General features: G+C 69.7%; 17 protein-coding genes. 9 read left to right on the forward strand and 8 right to left on the reverse strand.

The window, feature by feature from the left end; all coding sequences use genetic code 11:
- Positions 1–742: 742 nt before the first annotated feature.
- Positions 743–1,732: a heme o synthase gene (locus tag ACZ6DL_RS05065; protein WP_083863688.1), complete on the forward strand. Its 990-nt coding sequence runs from the start codon at positions 743–745 to the stop codon at positions 1,730–1,732.
- On the opposite strand, the gene ACZ6DL_RS05070 is transcribed toward ACZ6DL_RS05065, so the two are convergent.
- Positions 1,725–3,140, reverse strand: a complete 1,416-nt coding sequence (locus ACZ6DL_RS05070) for an FAD-dependent monooxygenase (protein ID WP_466049066.1) — start codon at positions 3,138–3,140, stop codon at positions 1,725–1,727. The genes ACZ6DL_RS05065 and ACZ6DL_RS05070 overlap by 8 nt on opposite strands.
- Positions 3,141–3,224: 84 nt before the next feature.
- Here ACZ6DL_RS05070 and ACZ6DL_RS05075 point away from each other — a divergent pair, with 84 nt between their 5' ends.
- Positions 3,225–3,827, forward strand: coding sequence for a TetR/AcrR family transcriptional regulator (locus tag ACZ6DL_RS05075; protein WP_466049068.1), 603 nt, complete (start codon positions 3,225–3,227; stop codon positions 3,825–3,827).
- Positions 3,828–3,869: 42 nt separating this feature from the next.
- Here the strand turns inward: ACZ6DL_RS05075 and ACZ6DL_RS05080 are convergent, their stop codons facing one another.
- The gene (locus ACZ6DL_RS05080; protein WP_466049069.1) at positions 3,870–4,835 is read right to left on the reverse strand and encodes a quinone oxidoreductase family protein; all 966 of its coding nucleotides are present in this window, start codon (positions 4,833–4,835) and stop codon (positions 3,870–3,872) included.
- Positions 4,836–4,896: 61 nt separating this feature from the next.
- Here ACZ6DL_RS05080 and ACZ6DL_RS05085 point away from each other — a divergent pair, with 61 nt between their 5' ends.
- From ACZ6DL_RS05085 to ACZ6DL_RS05095, 3 genes are all read left to right on the forward strand, one after another.
- Complete coding sequence (locus tag ACZ6DL_RS05085) at positions 4,897–5,247, forward strand: hypothetical protein (RefSeq protein ID WP_466049070.1); 351 nt, start codon at positions 4,897–4,899, stop codon at positions 5,245–5,247.
- A gap of 3 nt (positions 5,248–5,250) precedes the next feature.
- Entirely contained in the window at positions 5,251–6,054 is an 804-nt protein-coding gene (locus ACZ6DL_RS05090; RefSeq protein WP_466049072.1) for a transporter substrate-binding domain-containing protein, read from the forward strand.
- A 308-nt stretch (positions 6,055–6,362) separates the two neighbouring features.
- Positions 6,363–8,588, forward strand: coding sequence for a serine/threonine-protein kinase (locus ACZ6DL_RS05095; protein ID WP_466049073.1), 2,226 nt, complete (start codon positions 6,363–6,365; stop codon positions 8,586–8,588).
- A 12-nt stretch (positions 8,589–8,600) separates the two neighbouring features.
- Here ACZ6DL_RS05095 and pip read toward each other — a convergent pair whose 3' ends face one another.
- Positions 8,601–9,590 (reverse strand): prolyl aminopeptidase, encoded by a 990-nt coding sequence (pip, locus tag ACZ6DL_RS05100; protein ID WP_466049075.1) that lies wholly within the window; start codon positions 9,588–9,590, stop codon positions 8,601–8,603.
- Between pip and ACZ6DL_RS05105 the strand changes: the two genes are divergently transcribed.
- Positions 9,583–9,804 (forward strand): hypothetical protein, encoded by a 222-nt coding sequence (locus tag ACZ6DL_RS05105; RefSeq protein WP_466049076.1) that lies wholly within the window; start codon positions 9,583–9,585, stop codon positions 9,802–9,804. The two genes, pip and ACZ6DL_RS05105, sit on opposite strands and share 8 nt — an antisense overlap.
- Positions 9,805–9,857: 53 nt before the next feature.
- Here ACZ6DL_RS05105 and ACZ6DL_RS05110 read toward each other — a convergent pair whose 3' ends face one another.
- From ACZ6DL_RS05110 to ACZ6DL_RS05130, 5 genes are all read right to left on the reverse strand, one after another.
- Positions 9,858–10,832, reverse strand: coding sequence for a COX15/CtaA family protein (locus ACZ6DL_RS05110; protein ID WP_466049077.1), 975 nt, complete (start codon positions 10,830–10,832; stop codon positions 9,858–9,860).
- A gap of 66 nt (positions 10,833–10,898) precedes the next feature.
- The gene (locus ACZ6DL_RS05115) at positions 10,899–11,690 is read right to left on the reverse strand and encodes an ABC transporter permease (RefSeq protein WP_466049079.1); all 792 of its coding nucleotides are present in this window, start codon (positions 11,688–11,690) and stop codon (positions 10,899–10,901) included.
- Positions 11,687–12,619: an ABC transporter ATP-binding protein gene (locus tag ACZ6DL_RS05120; protein ID WP_466049080.1), complete on the reverse strand. Its 933-nt coding sequence runs from the start codon at positions 12,617–12,619 to the stop codon at positions 11,687–11,689. Before ACZ6DL_RS05120 ends, ACZ6DL_RS05115 begins: the two co-directional genes overlap by 4 nt.
- Before the next feature lie 64 nt (positions 12,620–12,683).
- A complete protein-coding gene (gene mptB, locus ACZ6DL_RS05125; protein ID WP_466049081.1) occupies positions 12,684–14,393 on the reverse strand; it encodes a polyprenol phosphomannose-dependent alpha 1,6 mannosyltransferase MptB in 1,710 nt (569 codons plus the stop codon).
- A 20-nt stretch (positions 14,394–14,413) separates the two neighbouring features.
- Complete coding sequence (locus ACZ6DL_RS05130; RefSeq protein ID WP_466049083.1) at positions 14,414–15,142, reverse strand: TetR/AcrR family transcriptional regulator; 729 nt, start codon at positions 15,140–15,142, stop codon at positions 14,414–14,416.
- 68 nt (positions 15,143–15,210) lie between these two features.
- Here ACZ6DL_RS05130 and ACZ6DL_RS05135 point away from each other — a divergent pair, with 68 nt between their 5' ends.
- The 3 genes from ACZ6DL_RS05135 (at position 15,211) to ACZ6DL_RS05145 (ending at position 18,010) form a co-directional block, all read left to right on the forward strand.
- A complete protein-coding gene (locus ACZ6DL_RS05135) occupies positions 15,211–16,071 on the forward strand; it encodes an NmrA family NAD(P)-binding protein (RefSeq protein WP_466049084.1) in 861 nt (286 codons plus the stop codon).
- A 195-nt stretch (positions 16,072–16,266) separates the two neighbouring features.
- On the forward strand, positions 16,267–16,959 hold the full coding sequence (locus tag ACZ6DL_RS05140; RefSeq protein WP_466049086.1) for a TetR/AcrR family transcriptional regulator: 693 nt from the start codon (positions 16,267–16,269) through the stop codon (positions 16,957–16,959).
- Positions 16,960–16,990: 31 nt separating this feature from the next.
- A complete protein-coding gene (locus ACZ6DL_RS05145) occupies positions 16,991–18,010 on the forward strand; it encodes a zinc-dependent alcohol dehydrogenase (RefSeq protein WP_466049087.1) in 1,020 nt (339 codons plus the stop codon).
- Positions 18,011–18,053: the final 43 nt, after the last annotated feature.

The following is an 18,053-nucleotide window of genomic DNA, read 5'->3' on the forward strand; positions in this document are numbered from 1 at the left end:
GCTACGGCATGCTCACCGGGTATACCCAACTACCCTAGATGCGCCCGGTGACCGGCACACCATTAACCCTGTCTTGGTTTCGCGGGGCCCACCGCGCTGCGTGTTCGCAGGTGGGTGTTTCGTCGTCGGCGGTGTGTTCGCGGCCTTACAGGGCCGATATGCGAGCGGGGGACACGCGCCGGTGCGGCGAACGCGCTTCGCCCAGGTGGAGTACGAGGCGAGCCGTGAACCTCCTGGTGGGCCCGCGACCGGCGGTGAGGGAAGTATCGAGCAAGCGACTGCTTTGTGGCATTCGCGGTGACGGCGGAATGAGTTGCTGGGAATGGCCGGTTCGGGCGCGGCGTATTCGCCGCCCGGTTCCGGGGCCGCGGATTTTTCCCGCGCCTCCGGAACGATTTCCGCGCCGTACCGCCGGGCGAGCCGCTCGGGGGCGATTCGAGGGAAGGCGCGGCTGGACACGGCGGACGAGAGTCCTACCGGCGGGTCGCACGCCCTTGGTGAAGGCCGTCCTTCGGGTGCGGCACCGGCGGTACGGCCCGTCACATACGGGCGACGTTGCGCGGGGGCGAGGAAAGGGGCGGGGACGGCGGGGGTCTACCATCCTTTGTAGTAGTAGTCGCGCCGCACCGGTCGGCAGGGGCGCCGGGGCGGACGGAAGTCCGGCGCGGGCTCGTCCGTACCACCGGAACCAGCGCACTGCTGGTCCATGCCGGATGCGATGCACAGCGTGCGAGGAGAGACAGTGCGGATTGGGCAACGGCCGGGTGGCGATGGTGCGCACGGCTCCTCCGCGACGGCGCTGGCCGACCGGTTCACGGGTCCCGGCCTACCGTCCCGGCTGATGCGGCGGGCGCTGGCCTACATCGCGCTGACCAAGCCCAGGGTGATCGAGCTGCTGCTGGTCGCCACGATCCCGACCATGCTGCTCGCCGACCGCGGCACCGTCGACATCCGACTGATCCTCGCGACCCTGTTCGGCGGCTGGATGGGCGCGGCGAGCGCGAACACGCTCAACTGTGTCGCCGACGCCGACATCGACAAGGTCATGAAGCGCACCGCCAAGCGGCCGCTGGCCCGGGAGGCGGTGCCCACCCGCAACGCCTTCGTCTTCGGCGTCGTGCTCGGCCTCGGCTCCTTCGCCTGGCTGTGGTGGCAGGCCAACCTGCTCAGCGGCCTGCTCGTCGTCGCGACGATCCTGTTCTACGTCTTCGTCTACACGCTGGGCCTCAAGCGCCGCACCTCGCAGAACGTGGTGTGGGGCGGCGCGGCGGGCTGCATGCCCGCGCTGGTCGGCTGGTCGGCGGTGACCGGCGGCATCGGCTGGCCCGCCCTCGCGCTGTTCGGCGTCATCTTCTTCTGGACGCCGCCGCACACCTGGGCGCTGGCCATGCGCTACAAGGAGGACTACCGCGCGGCGGGCGTGCCGATGCTGCCGGTGGTCGCCACCGAGCGGACGGTCACCAAGCAGATCGTCGTCTACACCTGGCTGACCGTGCTCACCACCCTCGCCCTGGCGCCCGCCACCGGCGTGATCTACACGGCCGTGGCGCTGGTGGCCGGAGCGTGGTTCCTGCTCATGGCGCACCAGCTGTACGCGGGCGTACGGCGCGGCGAATCGGTGAAGCCGCTGCGGCTGTTCCTCCAGTCGAACAACTACCTGGCCGTGGTGTTCTGCGGCCTCGCGGTGGACTCGGTGCTCGGCTGGGACACCATCGGCAGCTTCTTCAGCTGATCGCGGCGATGTAGCCGTCCGGGCGGACGAGTACCCGGGTGCCCTCGACCGCGGCGTAGGCCGCGTGAGCGTGCCCGTCGACGTCCACCACGTGCGGTCCGGTCACCGGCGTGCCGGGGCGTACCACCGCGTACGCGTCCGGCCCCGCCTCCGCCGATGTGCCGAATGACAGCACCGTCGCGTGCGGCCCGCGGAACAGGTCGAACAATCGGACCGGCCGCCCCGCCTCGTCTTTCAGCGGCGCGTCCGGCGCCCGATCGCCGACCGCCAGCGCGTCGCGCACGGCCGGGTCGCGGTAGCTGATGTCGAGCTGCTGGGTCTCGGGCCCGCGCTCCATCGCGTCTTCCTCGCCGTCGACCAGCTTGTCCAGCAGTTCGGAACTCAGCCCCAGCACCTCGGCGGCGACGGTCCTGCGCTCGGCCTCGTAGCTGTCCAGGAGCGTGTCGTCACCGGCGAGCGAGGCGGCCAGTTTCCAGCCGAGGTTGTAGGCGTCCTGGATGCCGGTGTTCATGCCCTGGCCGCCGGTGGGCGGATGCGCGTGCGCCGCGTCGCCCGCGAGGAACACCCGGCCGTCGCGGAAACGCCGCGCGAGGCGGATGTTCGGCCGCCACACAGTCACCCAGGTCAGGTCGGTGAGGGTGACGTCGTCGCGTCCGCAGTAGCGGTCCACGTACTCCTGGAGCAGTTCGAGGCTCGGCTGCGCGTCGCCGGTCAACGGGGCGGCGAACTGGAACTGACGCCCACCGGGCAGCGGGGACAACGCGATGCCCCGCATCGGCTCGTCGGCGGCGGCGAACCAGTAGCCGAACTCGTGATCGAGCGCGTCGGCGCGCACGTCGCCCAGCAGCATCCGCAGCGATTCGTCGGTGCTGCCTTCGAACGGGATGCCGGCTGTCTTGCGCACGGTGCTCTTGCCGCCGTCCGCGCCCACCAGGTACGCGGCGCGCACGGTCTCCCGCGTGCCGTCGCGTTCCAGCGTCGCGGTGACGCCGTGATCGTCCTGCGTGAAGCCGGTCAGCGCGGTGCCGAGTTCCACCTGCACGCCGAATTCGGCGAGCCGGTCGCGCAGGATGGCCTCGGTGCGGGATTGACCGAGCACCCACAGGTTCGGGTAGGGGACGGCGGGGGTCGGCTCGACCGGCTCGCTCATCCTGCGCTCGGTGACGAACTCGCCGCCGAGGTGCACGCGCATCACCGGTGTCGGCATCCCTGCTGCCAGCACCGCGTCCAAGACCCCCAGGTCATCGAAGACTTCCAGGGTGCGCGGCTGGATGCCGTCGCCACGGGAGCCGGCGAAGAAAGCGGCCGCCTTGTCGACGATCCGGACCGGGATGCCCCGGCGGGCGAGATCGAGGGCGAGGGTGAGGCCGGTGGGTCCGGCGCCCGCGACGAGAACGAGCTGGGTCATGAGGTACTCCTGATGAATTCAGATTCAGTGAATGCAAATTCAGTTTCATGCTTGGTACGTTGCCTTGTCAAGGAGGTGAGGTGGGTGTCGCTGAGTCGCAAGGAGAAGTCGGCCGAGACCGAGCAGGCGTTGAAGGCCGCGGCGCTGCGCTTGTTCGCCGAGCGCGGCTACCTGAACACCAAGATCACCGACATCACGGCGACAGCGGGCCGGGCGGCCGGGTCGTTCTACAACCACTTCGCGAGCAAGGAGGAACTGCTTCAGGCCCTGCTGAACGACTTGGCCGCGGCGGGGGACGAGCGCGCGGAGGGGCCGGATCACAACCCGGATTTCAGCGATCCGGAGTCGGTGCGCTATCACGTCGCCGGGTACTGGACCTTCGCGCGGGAGCACGCGCCCGTGCTGCGCGCGGTGAATCAGGCCGCCCTGGTCAACGAGGAATTCGCGCGGATGGTCGCGCGCTTCGGCATTCAGCAGCGCGCGGACATCGCCGACCACGTGGAGGGCTTCGCCGAGCAGGGGTTGCGGCTGCCGAGCACCGCCGATGCCAGCCTGGCGATGATGTTCCTGCTCACCCAGAGCCTGCTGGCGGCGGTCGAGGAAGGAAACGTCGAATTGACCGACGAACAGGCCGTGGAAGGCCTGACCCGCTTCATCTATCGCGGTCTCACCGGCCGCGACTACTGATGGACCGATGGGCGACCCCTCGGATCGCCCACCGCCCGGAACTCACGGCAGCAGGACGATGGAACCGGTGGTCTTGCGGCCTTCCAGGTCGCGGTGTGCCCGTTCGGCGTCGGCGAGCGGATAGGTGGCGCCGATCCGGATGTTCAGCGTGCCCGTGGCGATGGCATCGAGGATGTCACCCGCGCGCCAGGTGAGTTCGGCGCGGTCGCGGGTGTAATGCGCCAGCGTGGGACGGGTGACGAACAGCGAACCGGCCGTGCTGAGCCGTTGCAGGTCGAACGGTGGCACCGGGCCGCTCGCGCCGCCGAACAAGGCGAGCGTGCCGCGCACGCGCAACGCGGCGAGGCTCGCCTCGAAGGTCGCCGCACCGACGCCGTCGTAGACCGCGGCCACGCCGACGCCGTCGGTGAGTTCGCGCACCCGCTGGGCGAGGTCGTCGCCGTAACGCAGCACCTCGGCGGCTCCTGCCGCGCTCGACAGCTTCTCCTTCTCGTCGGTGGACACCGTCGTGATCACTCGGATGCCGCGCGCGGTCAAGAGCTGGGTCAGGATGAGCCCGACGCCGCCCGCGCCCGCGTGTACCAGCACCGTCTCCCCGGGCTCGGGCCGGTAGATCGACTCGATGAGGTAGTGCGCGGTCATGCCCTGCAACAACGCCGACGCGGCCACGGGCGGGTCGACGCCGTCCGGCACCCGGATGGCGACGGCCGCGGGCACCGCCACCTTCGGGGCGTAGCTGCCCGGCGCGGCGGACCACGCCACCCGGTCACCGACCGCGAAGTCGGTCACGCTCGAGCCGACCTCGGCGACGACGCCGGTGCCCTCCGCGCCCGGGATGTAAGGGACGTCCTGGGGGTAGCGCCCGGTGCGGATGTAGGTGTCGATGAAATTGACGCCGATCGCCTGCGTCTCGACCAGCAGCTGGTCCGCACCGATCCGCGGATCGGGCACGTCGACGTACTTCAGGACCTCGGGACCACCGTGTTCGGAAACCTGAATGGCGCGCATGAGTTCCAGTTCTACACCCGAGCGGCGAGCATGCTGCCTACCGGTCGGTAAACTGCCTGCCATGAGTACCGAAACCGCCACGGCGCCGGCGAAGCTGCCGGGCGCCCTCGTGGAATCCGTCAAGGGATTCGTCGCCGACCACGGCGGATCCGCCACGGCCGTGCTCCAGCCCATCGGCCGCGCGGGCGTCCGCGTCACCTTGGTCGGCTCGGACGGCGTCCTCGGCGACCGGGTCGTCGCGGACCTGGACACCGCCAAGGCATTGATCGACACCATCGACGGCCTCACCGAGGCGGACGAATGGGATCGCGAACTCAGCTCGATCGTCACCCCGCGCAAGGGCCACTGGGCCAAGATGGCGGGCTGGGTCGCCAAGCAGTCTCGCTTTCCCAAGGCGCGCAACGAGAAGTGATCGGTGCGTAGCCGAGTGACGCTGCCCGGCCGCATCGGCGCGGTGCTCGTCGCCGGGTGGACAGCTCTTGTCGCAGCGGCGATTCCGGCGGCCGCGCAGCCATCGGAGACTTCGAACGTGCTGCGCGCCTGCACTCCCGGCGACTATCCGCCCTACTCGATCAGAGATGACGCGGGCGGCTACCGGGGTGTCGACGTCGACCTCGCGCGGGGGTTCGCCGCCCTGCTCGGCCGCCCGCTCGAGTTCGTGCCCGTGACCTGGGCGACGCTGAAGGCGGACTTCGCCGAACGGAACTGCGATCTCGCGGTCGGGGGCATCTCCGACCTGCCGTCGCGCCGGGAGTTCGCCGACTTCTCGATCACCTACGGGACCGACGGCAAGGCCCCGATCACCCATCGAGCGAACGGCGCGGCGTACTCGACCGTCGCGGAGATCAACCGTCCCGGTGTGCGCGTGATCGCCAATCGCGGTGGGACGAACGAGGAATTCGCGCGCAAGAACTTCCCCGAGGCGCAGCTCACTTTGTGGCCGGACAATCTGACGATCTTCGGCGAAGTCGAACAGGGCCGTGCCGACGTGTTCGTCACCGATTCGGTCGAGGGCCGCTACCGCGTGCGTCAGCACCCGGACCTGCAAGTGCTGCATCCCGAAGCGCCGTTCGACTCGTTCGGGAAGGTGCTGCTGGTGCGCAAGAACGATCCGGTCCTTGCGGCGCTGGTGGACGCCTACCTGGCGACCCGGCTCGCGACCGGCGCGGTGGACCGGTTGTTCGAGCAATGGATCGGGCCGAACGCCTCCGTCGGCTGAGTCCGCTCGCCGTCCGGGGAGCGCGCTGGACAGCGCCGAAGTCCCAGGGCTGGCCGACTTCCGGAAGCGTCCGGTGCGCTGACCGGACACTGTGGCGGTGGGGTGGGATGTCTGAAGCGAGCGATCGGCGAATCGTCGGCAATATGACCTGTTTGCCGCATCTCGCGCAGACGCAGCGCCCACCCCTCGCCGGGCGATACGCTTGAACAGGGCCCTTCAACTCAGGGAGCTGATATGGGAGACCTACGAGGCAGGACGCACCGTGCGTAGCCGCCGCATGAACGATCCTGGCTGATTTCGAGCTACCGATGCGTGAGCCGATCGACCTGGTCGATTCAGCCGAACGAACCCGCGCGGCGCTCGCCGCCGTCGTGGCGCAGTTCTCGGAGGCATGGGCGGCCGGCTCCCCGCCCGATCTGTCCGCTTACCTACCCGCCGAGCAAGCCGAGCGGCGCACGATCTTGATCGAACTGATCAAGGTCGACCTCGAGTTCCGCTGGCTGCGCTACCACTTTCCCAAGCGGCTCATCGACTACCGCGCGGAGTTCCCCGAACTGCGCAATGGTCCTTTCCCGGCCGATCTGGTCTACGAGGAATACCACGCCATGCGCCGCGGCGAGCAGGGCGGCGACACCACCGACCGCACCGCCACCGCCACCGCCGCGGAACTCGACCGGCTCACCAGCGACTACCGCAGCACGATGATCGCCCGCCCGAGTGCCCAGGTCGCGCTCGACGCCATCGACGTCGGCGACCAGGTCGACGATTTCGACCTCCTGATGCGGATCGGGGTGGGCGCGTTCGCCCAGGTGTATCTCGCTCGCCAGCAATCGATGCAGCGACTGGTCGCGGTCAAGATCTCGCACAACCACGGCAACGAGCCGCAGACGCTCGCCCAGCTGGACCACGAATACATCGTGCGCATCTTCGACCAGCGGCTCATCGCCGACGACGAGTTGAAGCTGCTCTACATGCAGTACCTGCCCGGAGGGACACTGCTCGACGTGCTGCGGCTGGCGCGCGCGACGCCGCCGCAGCGGCGTGGTGGGCAACTGCTGCTCGATGCCATCGACAAGGTGCTCGCCGACAAGGGCGAGGTCCGGCCCACCGAATCCGCCGTTCGGGCGCGGATCGCCGCACTGACCTGGCCGGAGACAGTCGCCTGGCTGGGCCGCCGACTCGCGGACGCCCTACAGCACGCGTCTGAACGAGGGGTGCTGCATCGCGACATCAAACCCGCAAACGTGCTGCTGAGCGCCGAGGGAAGCCCGAAGCTGGCCGACTTCAACGTCAGCTTCAGCAAACGCGTCAAGGGCACCAGTCCGCTGGCGTACTTCGGCGGATCGCTGGCGTACATGTCGCCCGAACAGCTCGAAGCCTGCCATCCCGGCCTCCCGGTGACCGCGGGGGAACTGGACACGCGCAGTGACATCTTCGCGCTGGCCGTCATGCTGTGGGAATTGCTCACCGGGCGTCGCCCCTTCGCGGACGAAACGTCCGCGGGCGATTCGCAGACGTCGCTGGCCCGCATGATCGAACTGCGGCACAGCCCCGTCGAGCCGGCTTTCCTGTCGGAGCTGCCGCCGGATTGCCCCATGGCGCTGCGCCGCGTGCTGCTGAAGTGCCTGTCGCCCGACCGTGCGGACCGCTATTCGTCCGGTGCGGAATTGGCGCAACAGCTCGACCTGTGCCTGGAGCAGCGGGCCCGCGATCTCGTCTATCCGCCGCCGGACAGCTGGCGCGTGCGACTTTCCCGCTGGCCCACCCCTGTCCTGTGGCTGTCTTCGCTGGTCGGTGTCGGCCTGGCCACGGTCTATATGGCTGTGCACGTGCAGGAATTGATCAGGGAGCGCCTGTCCGATGCCACCAATTGGCAGCTCAACATGGGTGTCTACATCTTCGTTCTCATCGCGGGCCCGCTGTCCATCCTCATCTACGCCTCCATGTCCCGTCATTTGCTCGCGGTGCCTCGCGGCTTGCGCGAGGGCAGACGCTATGACGAGGCACTGCTCGCGCGGGTGCGGTCGCGAACCCTGTTCTGGGGCGATATGTGTGCGCTGAACACCTTCCAGACCGGGATGACGGCGACCGTGACCGGGGTGTTCCTGTGCCTGTGGTTGACCGACCTTCCGGCACGGTTGGTGATCCACGCGGCGATGACCGTTTTCATGGCGGGCGTCATCTCCGTTGCCTACACATTCTTCCTGTCGACGTTCTACATCGTGCGCTGCGTCTATCCGATCTATCTGCGCTACACCCGCACGACGGTGGACGACTCCGGCTATATTCGCGCGCTGCGTCGAAGAACCACGGTCTATCTCGCGGTCACGGCCTCCGTGCCGCTGGTGGGAGTGCTGGCCGGATTCAGCCTCCTCGAACCCGAGGAACTCCCGCTGGTGCGCGATTCGGTCCTGGGATTGTGCGCGGTCGGCGGACTCGCGTTCGTCGCCGTGTACTGGTTGTACCGGACGCTCGACGCGGACCTGCGCGCGCTTCAGCGGGTGGTCAGGAGACCGGCGGCGAGCAACGGCTGATCGGCCGCGCGGCTAACCCTGTCCGGCGAACCGGGCGATCGCCCGCCGGATGGCCGCACCCATGGCGTGGCTGCCGGTGTGCCCGGAATCATCGATGACCTCGAGTTCCGCGTCGGGCCATGCCTGGGCCAGCTGCCAGGCGGTGTACAGCGGGGCACTCAGGTCGAGCCGGCCGTGGATCAGCACGCCGGGAATGCCCGTCAGCCGGTGCACGTCGCGCAGCAACTGGCCGTCCTCCAGCCAGGCCGCGTTGGCGAAGTAATGCGTGCAGATCCGAACGAACGCCATGCGCGCGGCGTCCGGCTTCGCGCTGTACTGCCCCGGGCTGCCGAGTTTTTCGTGCGCGATCACGGCGTCCTCCCATGCGCACCACCGCCGCGCCGCGGACTCTCGGGTGGCGGCGTCGGGACTTTCCACCAGCCGCCGGTAGGCCTCGACGAGATCGCCGTAGCGGTCGGCGAGCGGAACGCCGGTGCGGAAGGTCTCCCACTGCTCGGGCAGCAGCCGCGCGACGTCGCGGTAGAGCCAGTCGATCTCCTCTTGCCGGGTCATGGTGACTCCGGCCAGCACGATCTCGGCGACCCGCTCGGGATAGTGCTGCGCGTAGGCGAGTATCAGCGTCGCCCCCCAGGAACCGCCGTAGAGCAGCCACCGGTCGATCCCGAGGTGCTCGCGCAGCCGTTCCATGTCCGCGATCAGGTGATGCGTGGTGTTGTGCGTGAGGTCGACCGCGGGGTCGGAGGCGTGCGGCAGACTCTCCCCGCAGCCACGTTGATCGAACAGGACGATCCGGTGGATCGCCGGGTCGAAGCTCTTGCGCGATCCGCGGCGCCCGCCGCCACCGGGTCCGCCGTGCACCACCAGCGCCGGCTTGCCATTCGGGTTACCGCTGGTCTCCCAGTAGATCCGCTGGCCGTCCCCGACATCGAGCAGCCCGTGGGCATAGGGCTCGATATCGGGAAAGGGCTGCGGCGCATCGGATCGCGGATCGGGCGTGGACACGACCGATCACGCTACCGCCGAGCGTGGATCACCGCCCGGCGTCGCGAAATCGCCGAGAAAGCTTTCGCAAGAGCACGCGCGCGTGCGCTCCGATCGGCACTGTGTCGAAGTGACCCCTGCCGCGACGCCTGTGGTGTACACGGCCACCGCGCTCATCGACAAGGTGCGTGCTGAAGCTGCGTCGGCCTCGTGCGAACAGCAGGCAGCGCCCTGATGCAGAGTCGTTCACCTGCCGTGGCGTGACGACCAGGGTCGAGCGTGGGTCGCTCAGGCGGCCTGCGGCGCCGGGGCCGGTTTCGCAGCGGCGACCCGCTCCCGGGAGCGCAGCGAGGCCCACAGTGCGGCGGTGGCGGCGGTGCACGCCGCGGCCCCGCCCACGTGCACGACGACCAGCGCCGCGGGGACATCGGTGAAGTACTGCACGACACCGACCAGCGCCTGCGAGCACACCAGGGCGAGCAGCACGAACAGCCGGGTGCGCACGGCGGGTGCGATGCCGACCGCGAACAGGCCGAACGTCAGGCCGACCAGGAGCGCGAGATATCCGACCAGCAACTGCGAGTGCAGATGCACCAGGGTGACGATCTCGACCTGCAACCGCTCGACTTGGCGTTCGATGCTCTTGTCGCCCGCGTGCGGACCGGCTGCGGTCACCAGGGTGCCCGCGACCAGGACGGCGCTGAGCGCGACCCCGGCGAGCGCGGTGAGCCAGCGCAGCGGCGCGGGGGCGCGCACGGCCTCGATGCCGTCGTCGGGCTCGCCGATCTTCGCGTACAGCACCATCGCGAGCCACACCATCACCATGGATGCGAGCAGGTGGGTCGCCACGGTCCACCACAGCAATCCGGTGCGCACGGTGATGCCGCCGATGATCGCCTGCACGACGGTGCCGCCGGGCATCAGCCACGCGTACACCAGCACCTCGCGGCGGCGGCGCGCCCTGGTCACCGCGAGCACGACCGCGGCGGCGCACAGGGTGACCAGGAAGGTGAGCAGCCGGTTGGAGAACTCGACCGCCTGATGGATCGCCGGAACCTCCGACACCGCGACCGGGGTGAAGCTGCCGGGGAAACACTGCGGCCAGGTCGGGCAGCCCAGACCGGACGCGGTGACCCGCACGACGGCGCCGGTCACCGAGATGCCCGCTTGCGAGACGACAACCGCGAGCGCGATCAGTCGCTGCGCTCGCAGCGAGGGCAGTGGCAGCTTGTCGACGAGTCGCAAGAACGCGCGATACAGCACGTCGAAAATGGTAGCCGGGCCGGATCCGGCGGCTCCACCCGGTCTACTACATTTCGTCGTTGAGCCTCAGTGGAAGCGGAACAGACGGGTGGCCGCGACGCCCGACACCACGCCCCATACCGCGAGAACGGCGATCCCGAACCAATCGACACCGGTGTGCATCGCGGTTTCCAGCGCTTCGGCCAGCGCGCCGGACGGCACCAGCCGGGCGAGCACGCTCACCACGGCGGGCAGGTCGTCGGCGGCGAATACGATGCTGGCGACGCCGAGCATGACGAACCACAGGATGTTGGCCAGCGCGAGCACGACCTCGGCTTTCAGGGTGCCGCCCAGCAGCAGGCCCATCGCCGCGAAGGTCGCGGTGCCGAGCGCGATCACCGCCGCGCCCAGCAGCAGCCCGACGGGTTGCGGCCGCCAGCCCAGTGCGAAGCCGATGAGGCCGAGCAGGACGGCTTGCAGCACGACCACGATGAGCACGGCCGCGCTCTTGCCCGCGATGACGCCCCAGCGCGGCAGCGCCGTCGCGCCGAGCCGCTTGAGCGCGCCGTAGCGGCGGTCGAAGCCGACGGCGATGGCCTGACCGGTGAACGCGGTGGACATGACGGCCACCATCATCACCGCGGGCACGATCTTGTCCACCCGGTGCGAGCCGAGATCGCCGAACGGCAGCAGGCTCAGGCCGACCAGCAGGGTGATCGGAATGAACATGGTCAGCAGGAGTTGTTCGCCGTTGCGCAGCAACAGGATCAGCTCGAGCCTGGTCTGCGCGAACAGCATCGCGGCGCGGCTGCTCGGGCGCGGGCCGGGGGCGAAGGTGCCCGGCGTGAATCGGTTGGCGGTCGCGTCGTGCTCGCTCATCCGCGCAGGTCCCGTCCGGTCAGTTCGAGGAAGACGTCTTCGAGGCGGCGCTGATCGATCCGAATGTCGGTGGCCAGCACGTTCATTCGCGCGCACCACGCGGTGACGGTCGCGAGCACCTGCGGATTGATCTCGCCCTCCACCAGATAGGTGCCGGGCGTGGTCTCCCGGGGCGCGAACCCTTCGGGCAGGGCGTTCGCCAGCAGTGCCAGGTCCAGCTTGGGCGGCGCGCTGAACCGCAGCTGCCCCGCCGCTCCGTGCGCGGTGACCTCGGCGGGGGTGCCGGAGGCGACGATGCGGCCGTGGTCGATGATCACCAGCTGGTCGGCGAGTTGCTCGGCCTCGTCCATCATGTGCGTGGTCAGCACGACGGTCACCCCGTCGCGGCGCAGGGCGTCGATCAGCTCCCAGACGATCAGCCGGGCCTGGGCGTCCAGGCCCGCGGTCGGTTCGTCGAGGAACACGATCTCCGGTTTGCCCACCAGCGCGCAGGCGAGGGCGAGCCGCTGCTGCTGGCCGCCGGAGAGGCGGCGGTAGGGGGTGCGGCGGTTGTCCTGGAGGCCGAGCGTGCGCAGCAGCCAGTCCGGGTCGAGCGGATCCGCGGAGTAGGCGGCCACCAAGTCGAGCATTTCCCCCGCTCGCGCACCGGGATACGCGCCACCGCCTTGGAGCATGACGCCGATGCGGGGGCGCAGCCGTTCGGAATCGGCGACGGGGTCCAGGCCGAGCACGCGCACCGTGCCCGCGTCCGGCGCGGCGAATCCCTCGCACATCTCCACCGTCGTGGTCTTGCCCGCGCCGTTCGGGCCGAGCAGCGCGAGCACCCGCGCCGGTTCGACCTCGAACGTCAGGCCGTCCACGGCCGTGGTCTCGCCGTACCGCTTGACGACGGCGTCGACGCTGACCGCAGGTCCGGGAGCTGTGGTCACGACTCCGCCTCGCCGTTCGGCGCACCCGGTGATGCTGTGTAGATGGCTCCCTCGCCACGCTCGGTCACGATGTCACACCGTAGGAGGTGGGCACCTGTGACGGAGCCGACACCCCCGTCTGCCCGCGCCAGGGCAGCGAGTTGCGCGTGATCACGATGAACAGCACCCCGACGATCACGGTGGCGATCGCGGCGCCCACGATCTGGAACACCTCCAGATCGGCGCCGCGCGGCATCAGGATGACGCTCACGATCGCCGAGAACGCCACCGCCGGAACCCGGAACACCGGGCGGGTCGCCCAAGCCGCCATCGGCACGATCGCCCACAGCAGATACCAAGGCTGCACCACCGGGAACAGCAGCACGATCGCGCCGAGCGCCACGCCGAGCGCGCCGACCGGATGCAGCCGCCCGGTGCCGGTGGCGACCAGCATCCGGACGGTGAAGAAGCCCGCGACCACCGCCGCGATCGGGCGGGTGATGCTCAGCAGCGCGGTGGTGTGATCGCCGAGCCCGAGCAGCACACCGCCGAAGCCGGTGATGATGCCGAGCGCCGTCGGCAGCGACATCCAGCTGCGCACCGCGTTCGCGGTGTTCAGCGTGTAGATCCACCCGAAGCCCAGACCGCTCACCGAGCTGATGAAAAGCGTTGTGCCGATGGCGATGGCGCCGAGCATGGCCGCCGCGATGGCGACCGTGCGCAGCGAGGCGCCCCAGCGGCGCGCCAGAGCCATGCCGACGAACCCGAGCACGACGATCGAGGTGAACTTGATCGTCGATGACAAGGTGATGATCATCGCCCCGCTGATCAGCCATGCGTAGGCGCGGCCGTCGAACGGGTGGGTGTCCTCGATGCCGCGCAGACAGAACTCCAGGCCCGCCAGCATCAGGCCGAGCATCAGCGCGTCGTTGTGCACGCCGCCGACCAGATGGAACAGCACCAGCGGGTTGGCCGCGCCGAGCCACAGCGCGCTCACCGGCGCGACGCCGCAGCGCACCGAGAGCCGGGGCAGCGCCCAGACGATCAGCGCGACGCCGCCAAGCGCGAGGATCCGGTGCACCCACACGCCCGCGATGATGTTGTCACCGGTGAGTTCGGCGATGCCACGGCCGATCCAGAGGAACAGCGGACCGTAGGGCGCGGGGGTGTCGCGCCAGATGGTCGGCACGTTGTTGGTGAGGACGTTGTCGATCCCGAGTCCCGCGACCGGGCCTTCCTGATACGGGTCGATGCCGCGCGCGGCGATCTCGCTTTGTGCCAGATAGGAGTAGACGTCGTTGCTGAAGAGCGGGGGAGCGACGCTGAGCGGGATCAGCCACAGCAAGAGCGTGCGGTCCAGCTGCGAGCGGGTCAGCCGGTGGATCGGGGAGCCACCGATGCCGCCGATCGCGAATCGGCCCAGCAGCAGCCAGGCCAGCACGACCACGACGGTGCCGGTCATGCACATGGCCAGCGAGCCGGTATGGGCGCGGGCGAAGATGCCCAGCACGCGGACGCCGGAGGTCGGGTTCTGGTGCACCGGCTGCGCGCCGATGCCGAGCGCGCTGATCGCCATCAGCACCGTGCCCGTCGCGCCCATCAGGCGGATCCGGTCGAGCTGCGCCAGCTCCTTGCGGTCGAGACCGGGCACCTCCGACTCGTCGCTGTGCAGCACCGCGATGGTGTGATCGGCCGCGGGCACGTCGAGTCCGAGTGCCCGGCGCCCGACCGCCAGTGTCCTGCGCCGCGCGCCGTCCAGTACCGCCACGCAACGCAGCCTAGTTGGTGCGCGCATCCCGGTCTGTCGGGCCGATGTCAGCGGGGACGGGGAGTGTGGCCGGTGAGGTTCTCGTCGGTTCGTCCCAGCCATTCCGACAGCAGGGCGCGTTCGGCGTCGGTGAGCATAGGCAATTCCGGTGCGGCGGCTCGGAGTGCGGCCGCGGTGGCGTCGCGGGCGGAAAGTGGTGGGACGTCGGTCAGGATCGCGTGAGTCACCGCCTCGTACATCGCCTCGGCAAGCCCGAGGTCACGGTCGTGCGGGGGGACGGACAACAGGGCCAGGGCGGCCCCGGTCCCGGCGGCGTGGACGAGTTCGACGGCGCGGCGTTCGCCTACTCGGAGCCGACCGGCCGCCGCGACGCGATGCACCCGGGCGCGCAGCACCTGCAGCCCGGCGGCCGCGGCGGGTGAGGCGGTCCCGCGGTGGGGGTCGGTGAGCATCGAGAAAACCGCCGGATTCGTCAGTGCGAAGTCGATGTGCATGTCCCATCCGGCGCGAAGGTCGGCCACCGGGTCGTCCTGGTCGTCGGCACGGGCCTTGCCCGCCACGTAGGTCGCGAAGACGTGCTCGGCGACGGCATCGAGCAACGCGTCCTTGTCGTCGAAGAACCGGTAGATGGTCGGTGCCTGCATGCCCGCCGCATGCGCGACCGCGCGGGTGGTGACAGCGTGCGGGCCCTGTTCGCGCAACAGCCGCCCAGCCACCTCGATGATGCGCTCCCTGGTCTCGTGCCTGCTCGCGCTGCTCGACCTCGACTCTGCCATGCGCCCATCTTAATCGGTGCTAATATCGCCGTTGCTAACAACGATATTATCATCGTTAAGGAGTGGGAATGATCATCGTCACCGGGGGCACGGGACTGCTCGGCTCTCAGATCGTGGATCGGCTGCTCGAGCGGGTACCAGCCGCTCGGGTGGGCGTCAGCGTCCGCGATATCGACCGGGCAGGCGAGTTGGCCGCCCGCGGAGTGCGGGTGCGGCGCGGCGACTTCACCGACCCGTCATCCCTGGCCGAGGCATTCGAAGGCGCAAACCAAGTGCTGATCGTCTCGGCGAACCTGACCGGGGATGCGGCCGTCGCCGCGCACATCGCGGCGATCGACGCCGCACGCGCGGCCGGGGCCGGACGCATCCTTTACACCAGCCATCAGGCCGCCGCCGATGATTCGGTGTTCGAGCCCATGCCGGATCACGCCGCGACCGAGCGCTACCTGGCGGCGACGGGCATACCGTTCACCGCACTGCGCAACGGGTTCTACGCCGGCACGGTCCCGCTCTTGCTGGGCGCGGCGCTGGACACCGGTGAACTGATCGCACCGGCCGATGGCCCCGTCTCTTGGACCGCCCATGCCGACCTCGCCGAAGCGGCGGCGATCATCCTCGCCGACGAGGGCCGGTTCGATGGGCCGACCCCGCCCCTGACCGCACCGGAGGCCCTCGACCTCGCCGACATCGCCGCCATCCTCACCGAACAGAGCGGACGAACGATCCGCCGCGTCGTCGCCGAGGACTCCGAATGGGCCGCTTCCCTGGTCGCTCACGGAGTCCCCGAGGACCGGGCCGCCATGCTACTCGGCATGTTCCGGGCCGCCCGCCGCGGGGAGTTCGCCACTGCCACAGGCGAACTCGCAAGCCTTCTCCAGCGCCCCGCCATACCGGTCCGTTCGATTCTGCAGGCGACCAACACTCGCTGAGCACGACCTACGCGTGGCATGGACCGCGCAGAGTCAGTTGCACTTCTCGGGGACAAGGCGCTGTAGGCGCCCGCCGAATATGCGGCATCCCGGGAGTTCCGGATTCCCCGACTTGGTTCGCGTGACGATCCGTACCGCGTACGGACCCTGGTCGTTCCGACCGGACCTGCTCCGCTCGCGGGGCACAATCGACAGATGGTTTCGGAGTCCAGGCGGCGGATCGAGGTGGCCGCGTCCGGGCTGCTCGCGCGGCACGGGTATCACGGGTTCGGTCTGAAGGCGTTGAGCGAGGCGGCCGAACTGCCGTACGGCTCGATCTACCACCACTTTCCGGGAGGCAAGGAGGAGATCGCGGTCGCGGCGATCACCGGGACCGGCGTGCTGACCGGCCGGATGATCCGGCAGGCGCCCACCGATGTGTTCGCCACCTTGGCCACGCTGTTCGAATTCATGGTCGGCAAGCTCGCGGACTCGGAGTGGACCGACGGATGCCCGGTCGGGACGCCCGCGCTGGACGGTGGCAGTGACGTCGAGGCGGTGCGCTCGGCCTGCGTGCACGCCTTCGAGGCGATGGAGCAGGCCTTCGCCGGGCTGCTCGCCGAGCTCGGCCTCGGTGGGGAGGAGGCGGCCGAGCTGGCGACCACGGTGGTCGCCGCCTACGAGGGCGCCACAATCCTGGCCCGGATCCGGCAGACGGACGCGCCGCTGCGCACGGTGGCGAGGTCGATGGAGCGGCTGATCCGGTCGACTTTCGCGGCAGCGGGAATCGGCGGCCCCCCGCCCGCGCCGCGCCGAGGGGCGGCCACCACCGAGCCCGACACGGCCGCGCGGCCCGAAAAATTTCCGGAATCTCCCGCCCAGCAAGGCGATACGCGAAGGAATGCTTGACTAGAAAGAACGTTCTAGCGACACTCGGACGATGAAGCGTCTGATGCTGACCGGTCCTGGTGCGATGCGCTGGGAAGAACATCCCGAACCAGTGCTGAGCGGGCCCGGTCAGGCGCTGGTGCGGCCCGTCGCGCTGGCCACCTGTGACATCGACCCGGCCGTTCTGCGCGGAGCCTTCCCGCTGCCCGGTCCGTATCCGTTCGGGCACGAGGGAGTGGCAGAAGTCGTCGAGATCGGGCCGGAGGTACGCGGCGTCGCCGTCGGCGACCTGGTGGTGGTGCCGTTCCAGATCTCCTGCGGCGCCTGCCGGGCGTGCGCATGCGGGCGGACCGGGAACTGTGTGAGCCATCCGCGGCTGTCGTCGTTCGGCCTCGGCGCCATGGGCGGGCTGAACTGGGGCGGGCTGTGGGCCGACCTGGCGCTGGTGCCGCACGCGGATGCCATGCTGGTGCGCCTGCCCTCCGGCGTCGACCCGGCCGCGGTGGCCAGCGCGAGCGACAACATCCCGGACGCCTATCGCTCGGTCGGCCCGCAGCTGGCCGACGATCCGGCCGCCGAAGTGCTGGTCATCGGCGGCCCCGCCGCTCCGTCGATCGGTCTGTACGCCGCCGGGCTCGCCGTCGCCCTCGGCTCCGCCCGGGTGGTCTACCTCGACGACTCCGGCCGGCGACTGGACATCGCGAAGTCGCTCGGCGCGGAGGCGATCGAAGGGCCCCGGGACGCGCGGGTGGGGCGGTTCCCGATCGTCGTGGAGGCGGCGGGCGGGGCGAAAGCGTTGCGCGGGGCGATCGAGGCGACGGCGTACGACGGCTGGTGCACGAGCGTCAGCGTCCAAGCGCAGGATGTCGCGCTGCCGCTCTTCGGCATGTACACCCGCTGCTGCACCTTGCACACCGGCCGCGCGCACGCGCGGCCGGTCATTCCCGAGGTTCTCGATCTCGTGGCGACCGGTCGCTTCGATCCGTCGCTGGTCACCACCGCGACGGTCCCGTGGGAGGACTCGATGGAGGCGCTGCTGGAGACGCCGCTGAAATTGGTGGCCGTGCGCTGAACGTCTGTGACGAATCGCACTGCGGACCTTCGCGACCCCGGTG

Source organism: Nocardia sp. NPDC041819 (assembly GCF_055590505.1).

Bases quoted from the DNA above. Each gene is read 5' to 3' on its own strand.
- ACZ6DL_RS05070 (WP_466049066.1), bottom strand. From the start codon at position 3,140: ATGACCCAGCTCGTTCTCGTCGCGGGCGCCGGACCCACCGGCCTCACC.
- ACZ6DL_RS05080 (WP_466049069.1), bottom strand. From the start codon at position 4,835: ATGCGCGCCATTCAGGTTTCCGAACACGGTGGTCCCGAGGTCCTGAAG.
- ACZ6DL_RS05085 (WP_466049070.1), top strand. From the start codon at position 4,897: ATGAGTACCGAAACCGCCACGGCGCCGGCGAAGCTGCCGGGCGCCCTC.
- ACZ6DL_RS05095 (WP_466049073.1), top strand. From the start codon at position 6,363: ATGCGTGAGCCGATCGACCTGGTCGATTCAGCCGAACGAACCCGCGCG.
- ACZ6DL_RS05115 (WP_466049079.1), bottom strand. From the start codon at position 11,690: ATGAGCGAGCACGACGCGACCGCCAACCGATTCACGCCGGGCACCTTC.
- mptB (WP_466049081.1), bottom strand. From the start codon at position 14,393: ATGCGCGCACCAACTAGGCTGCGTTGCGTGGCGGTACTGGACGGCGCG.
- ACZ6DL_RS05130 (WP_466049083.1), bottom strand. From the start codon at position 15,142: ATGGCAGAGTCGAGGTCGAGCAGCGCGAGCAGGCACGAGACCAGGGAG.
- ACZ6DL_RS05135 (WP_466049084.1), top strand. From the start codon at position 15,211: ATGATCATCGTCACCGGGGGCACGGGACTGCTCGGCTCTCAGATCGTG.
- ACZ6DL_RS05140 (WP_466049086.1), top strand. From the start codon at position 16,267: ATGGTTTCGGAGTCCAGGCGGCGGATCGAGGTGGCCGCGTCCGGGCTG.
- ACZ6DL_RS05145 (WP_466049087.1), top strand. From the start codon at position 16,991: ATGAAGCGTCTGATGCTGACCGGTCCTGGTGCGATGCGCTGGGAAGAA.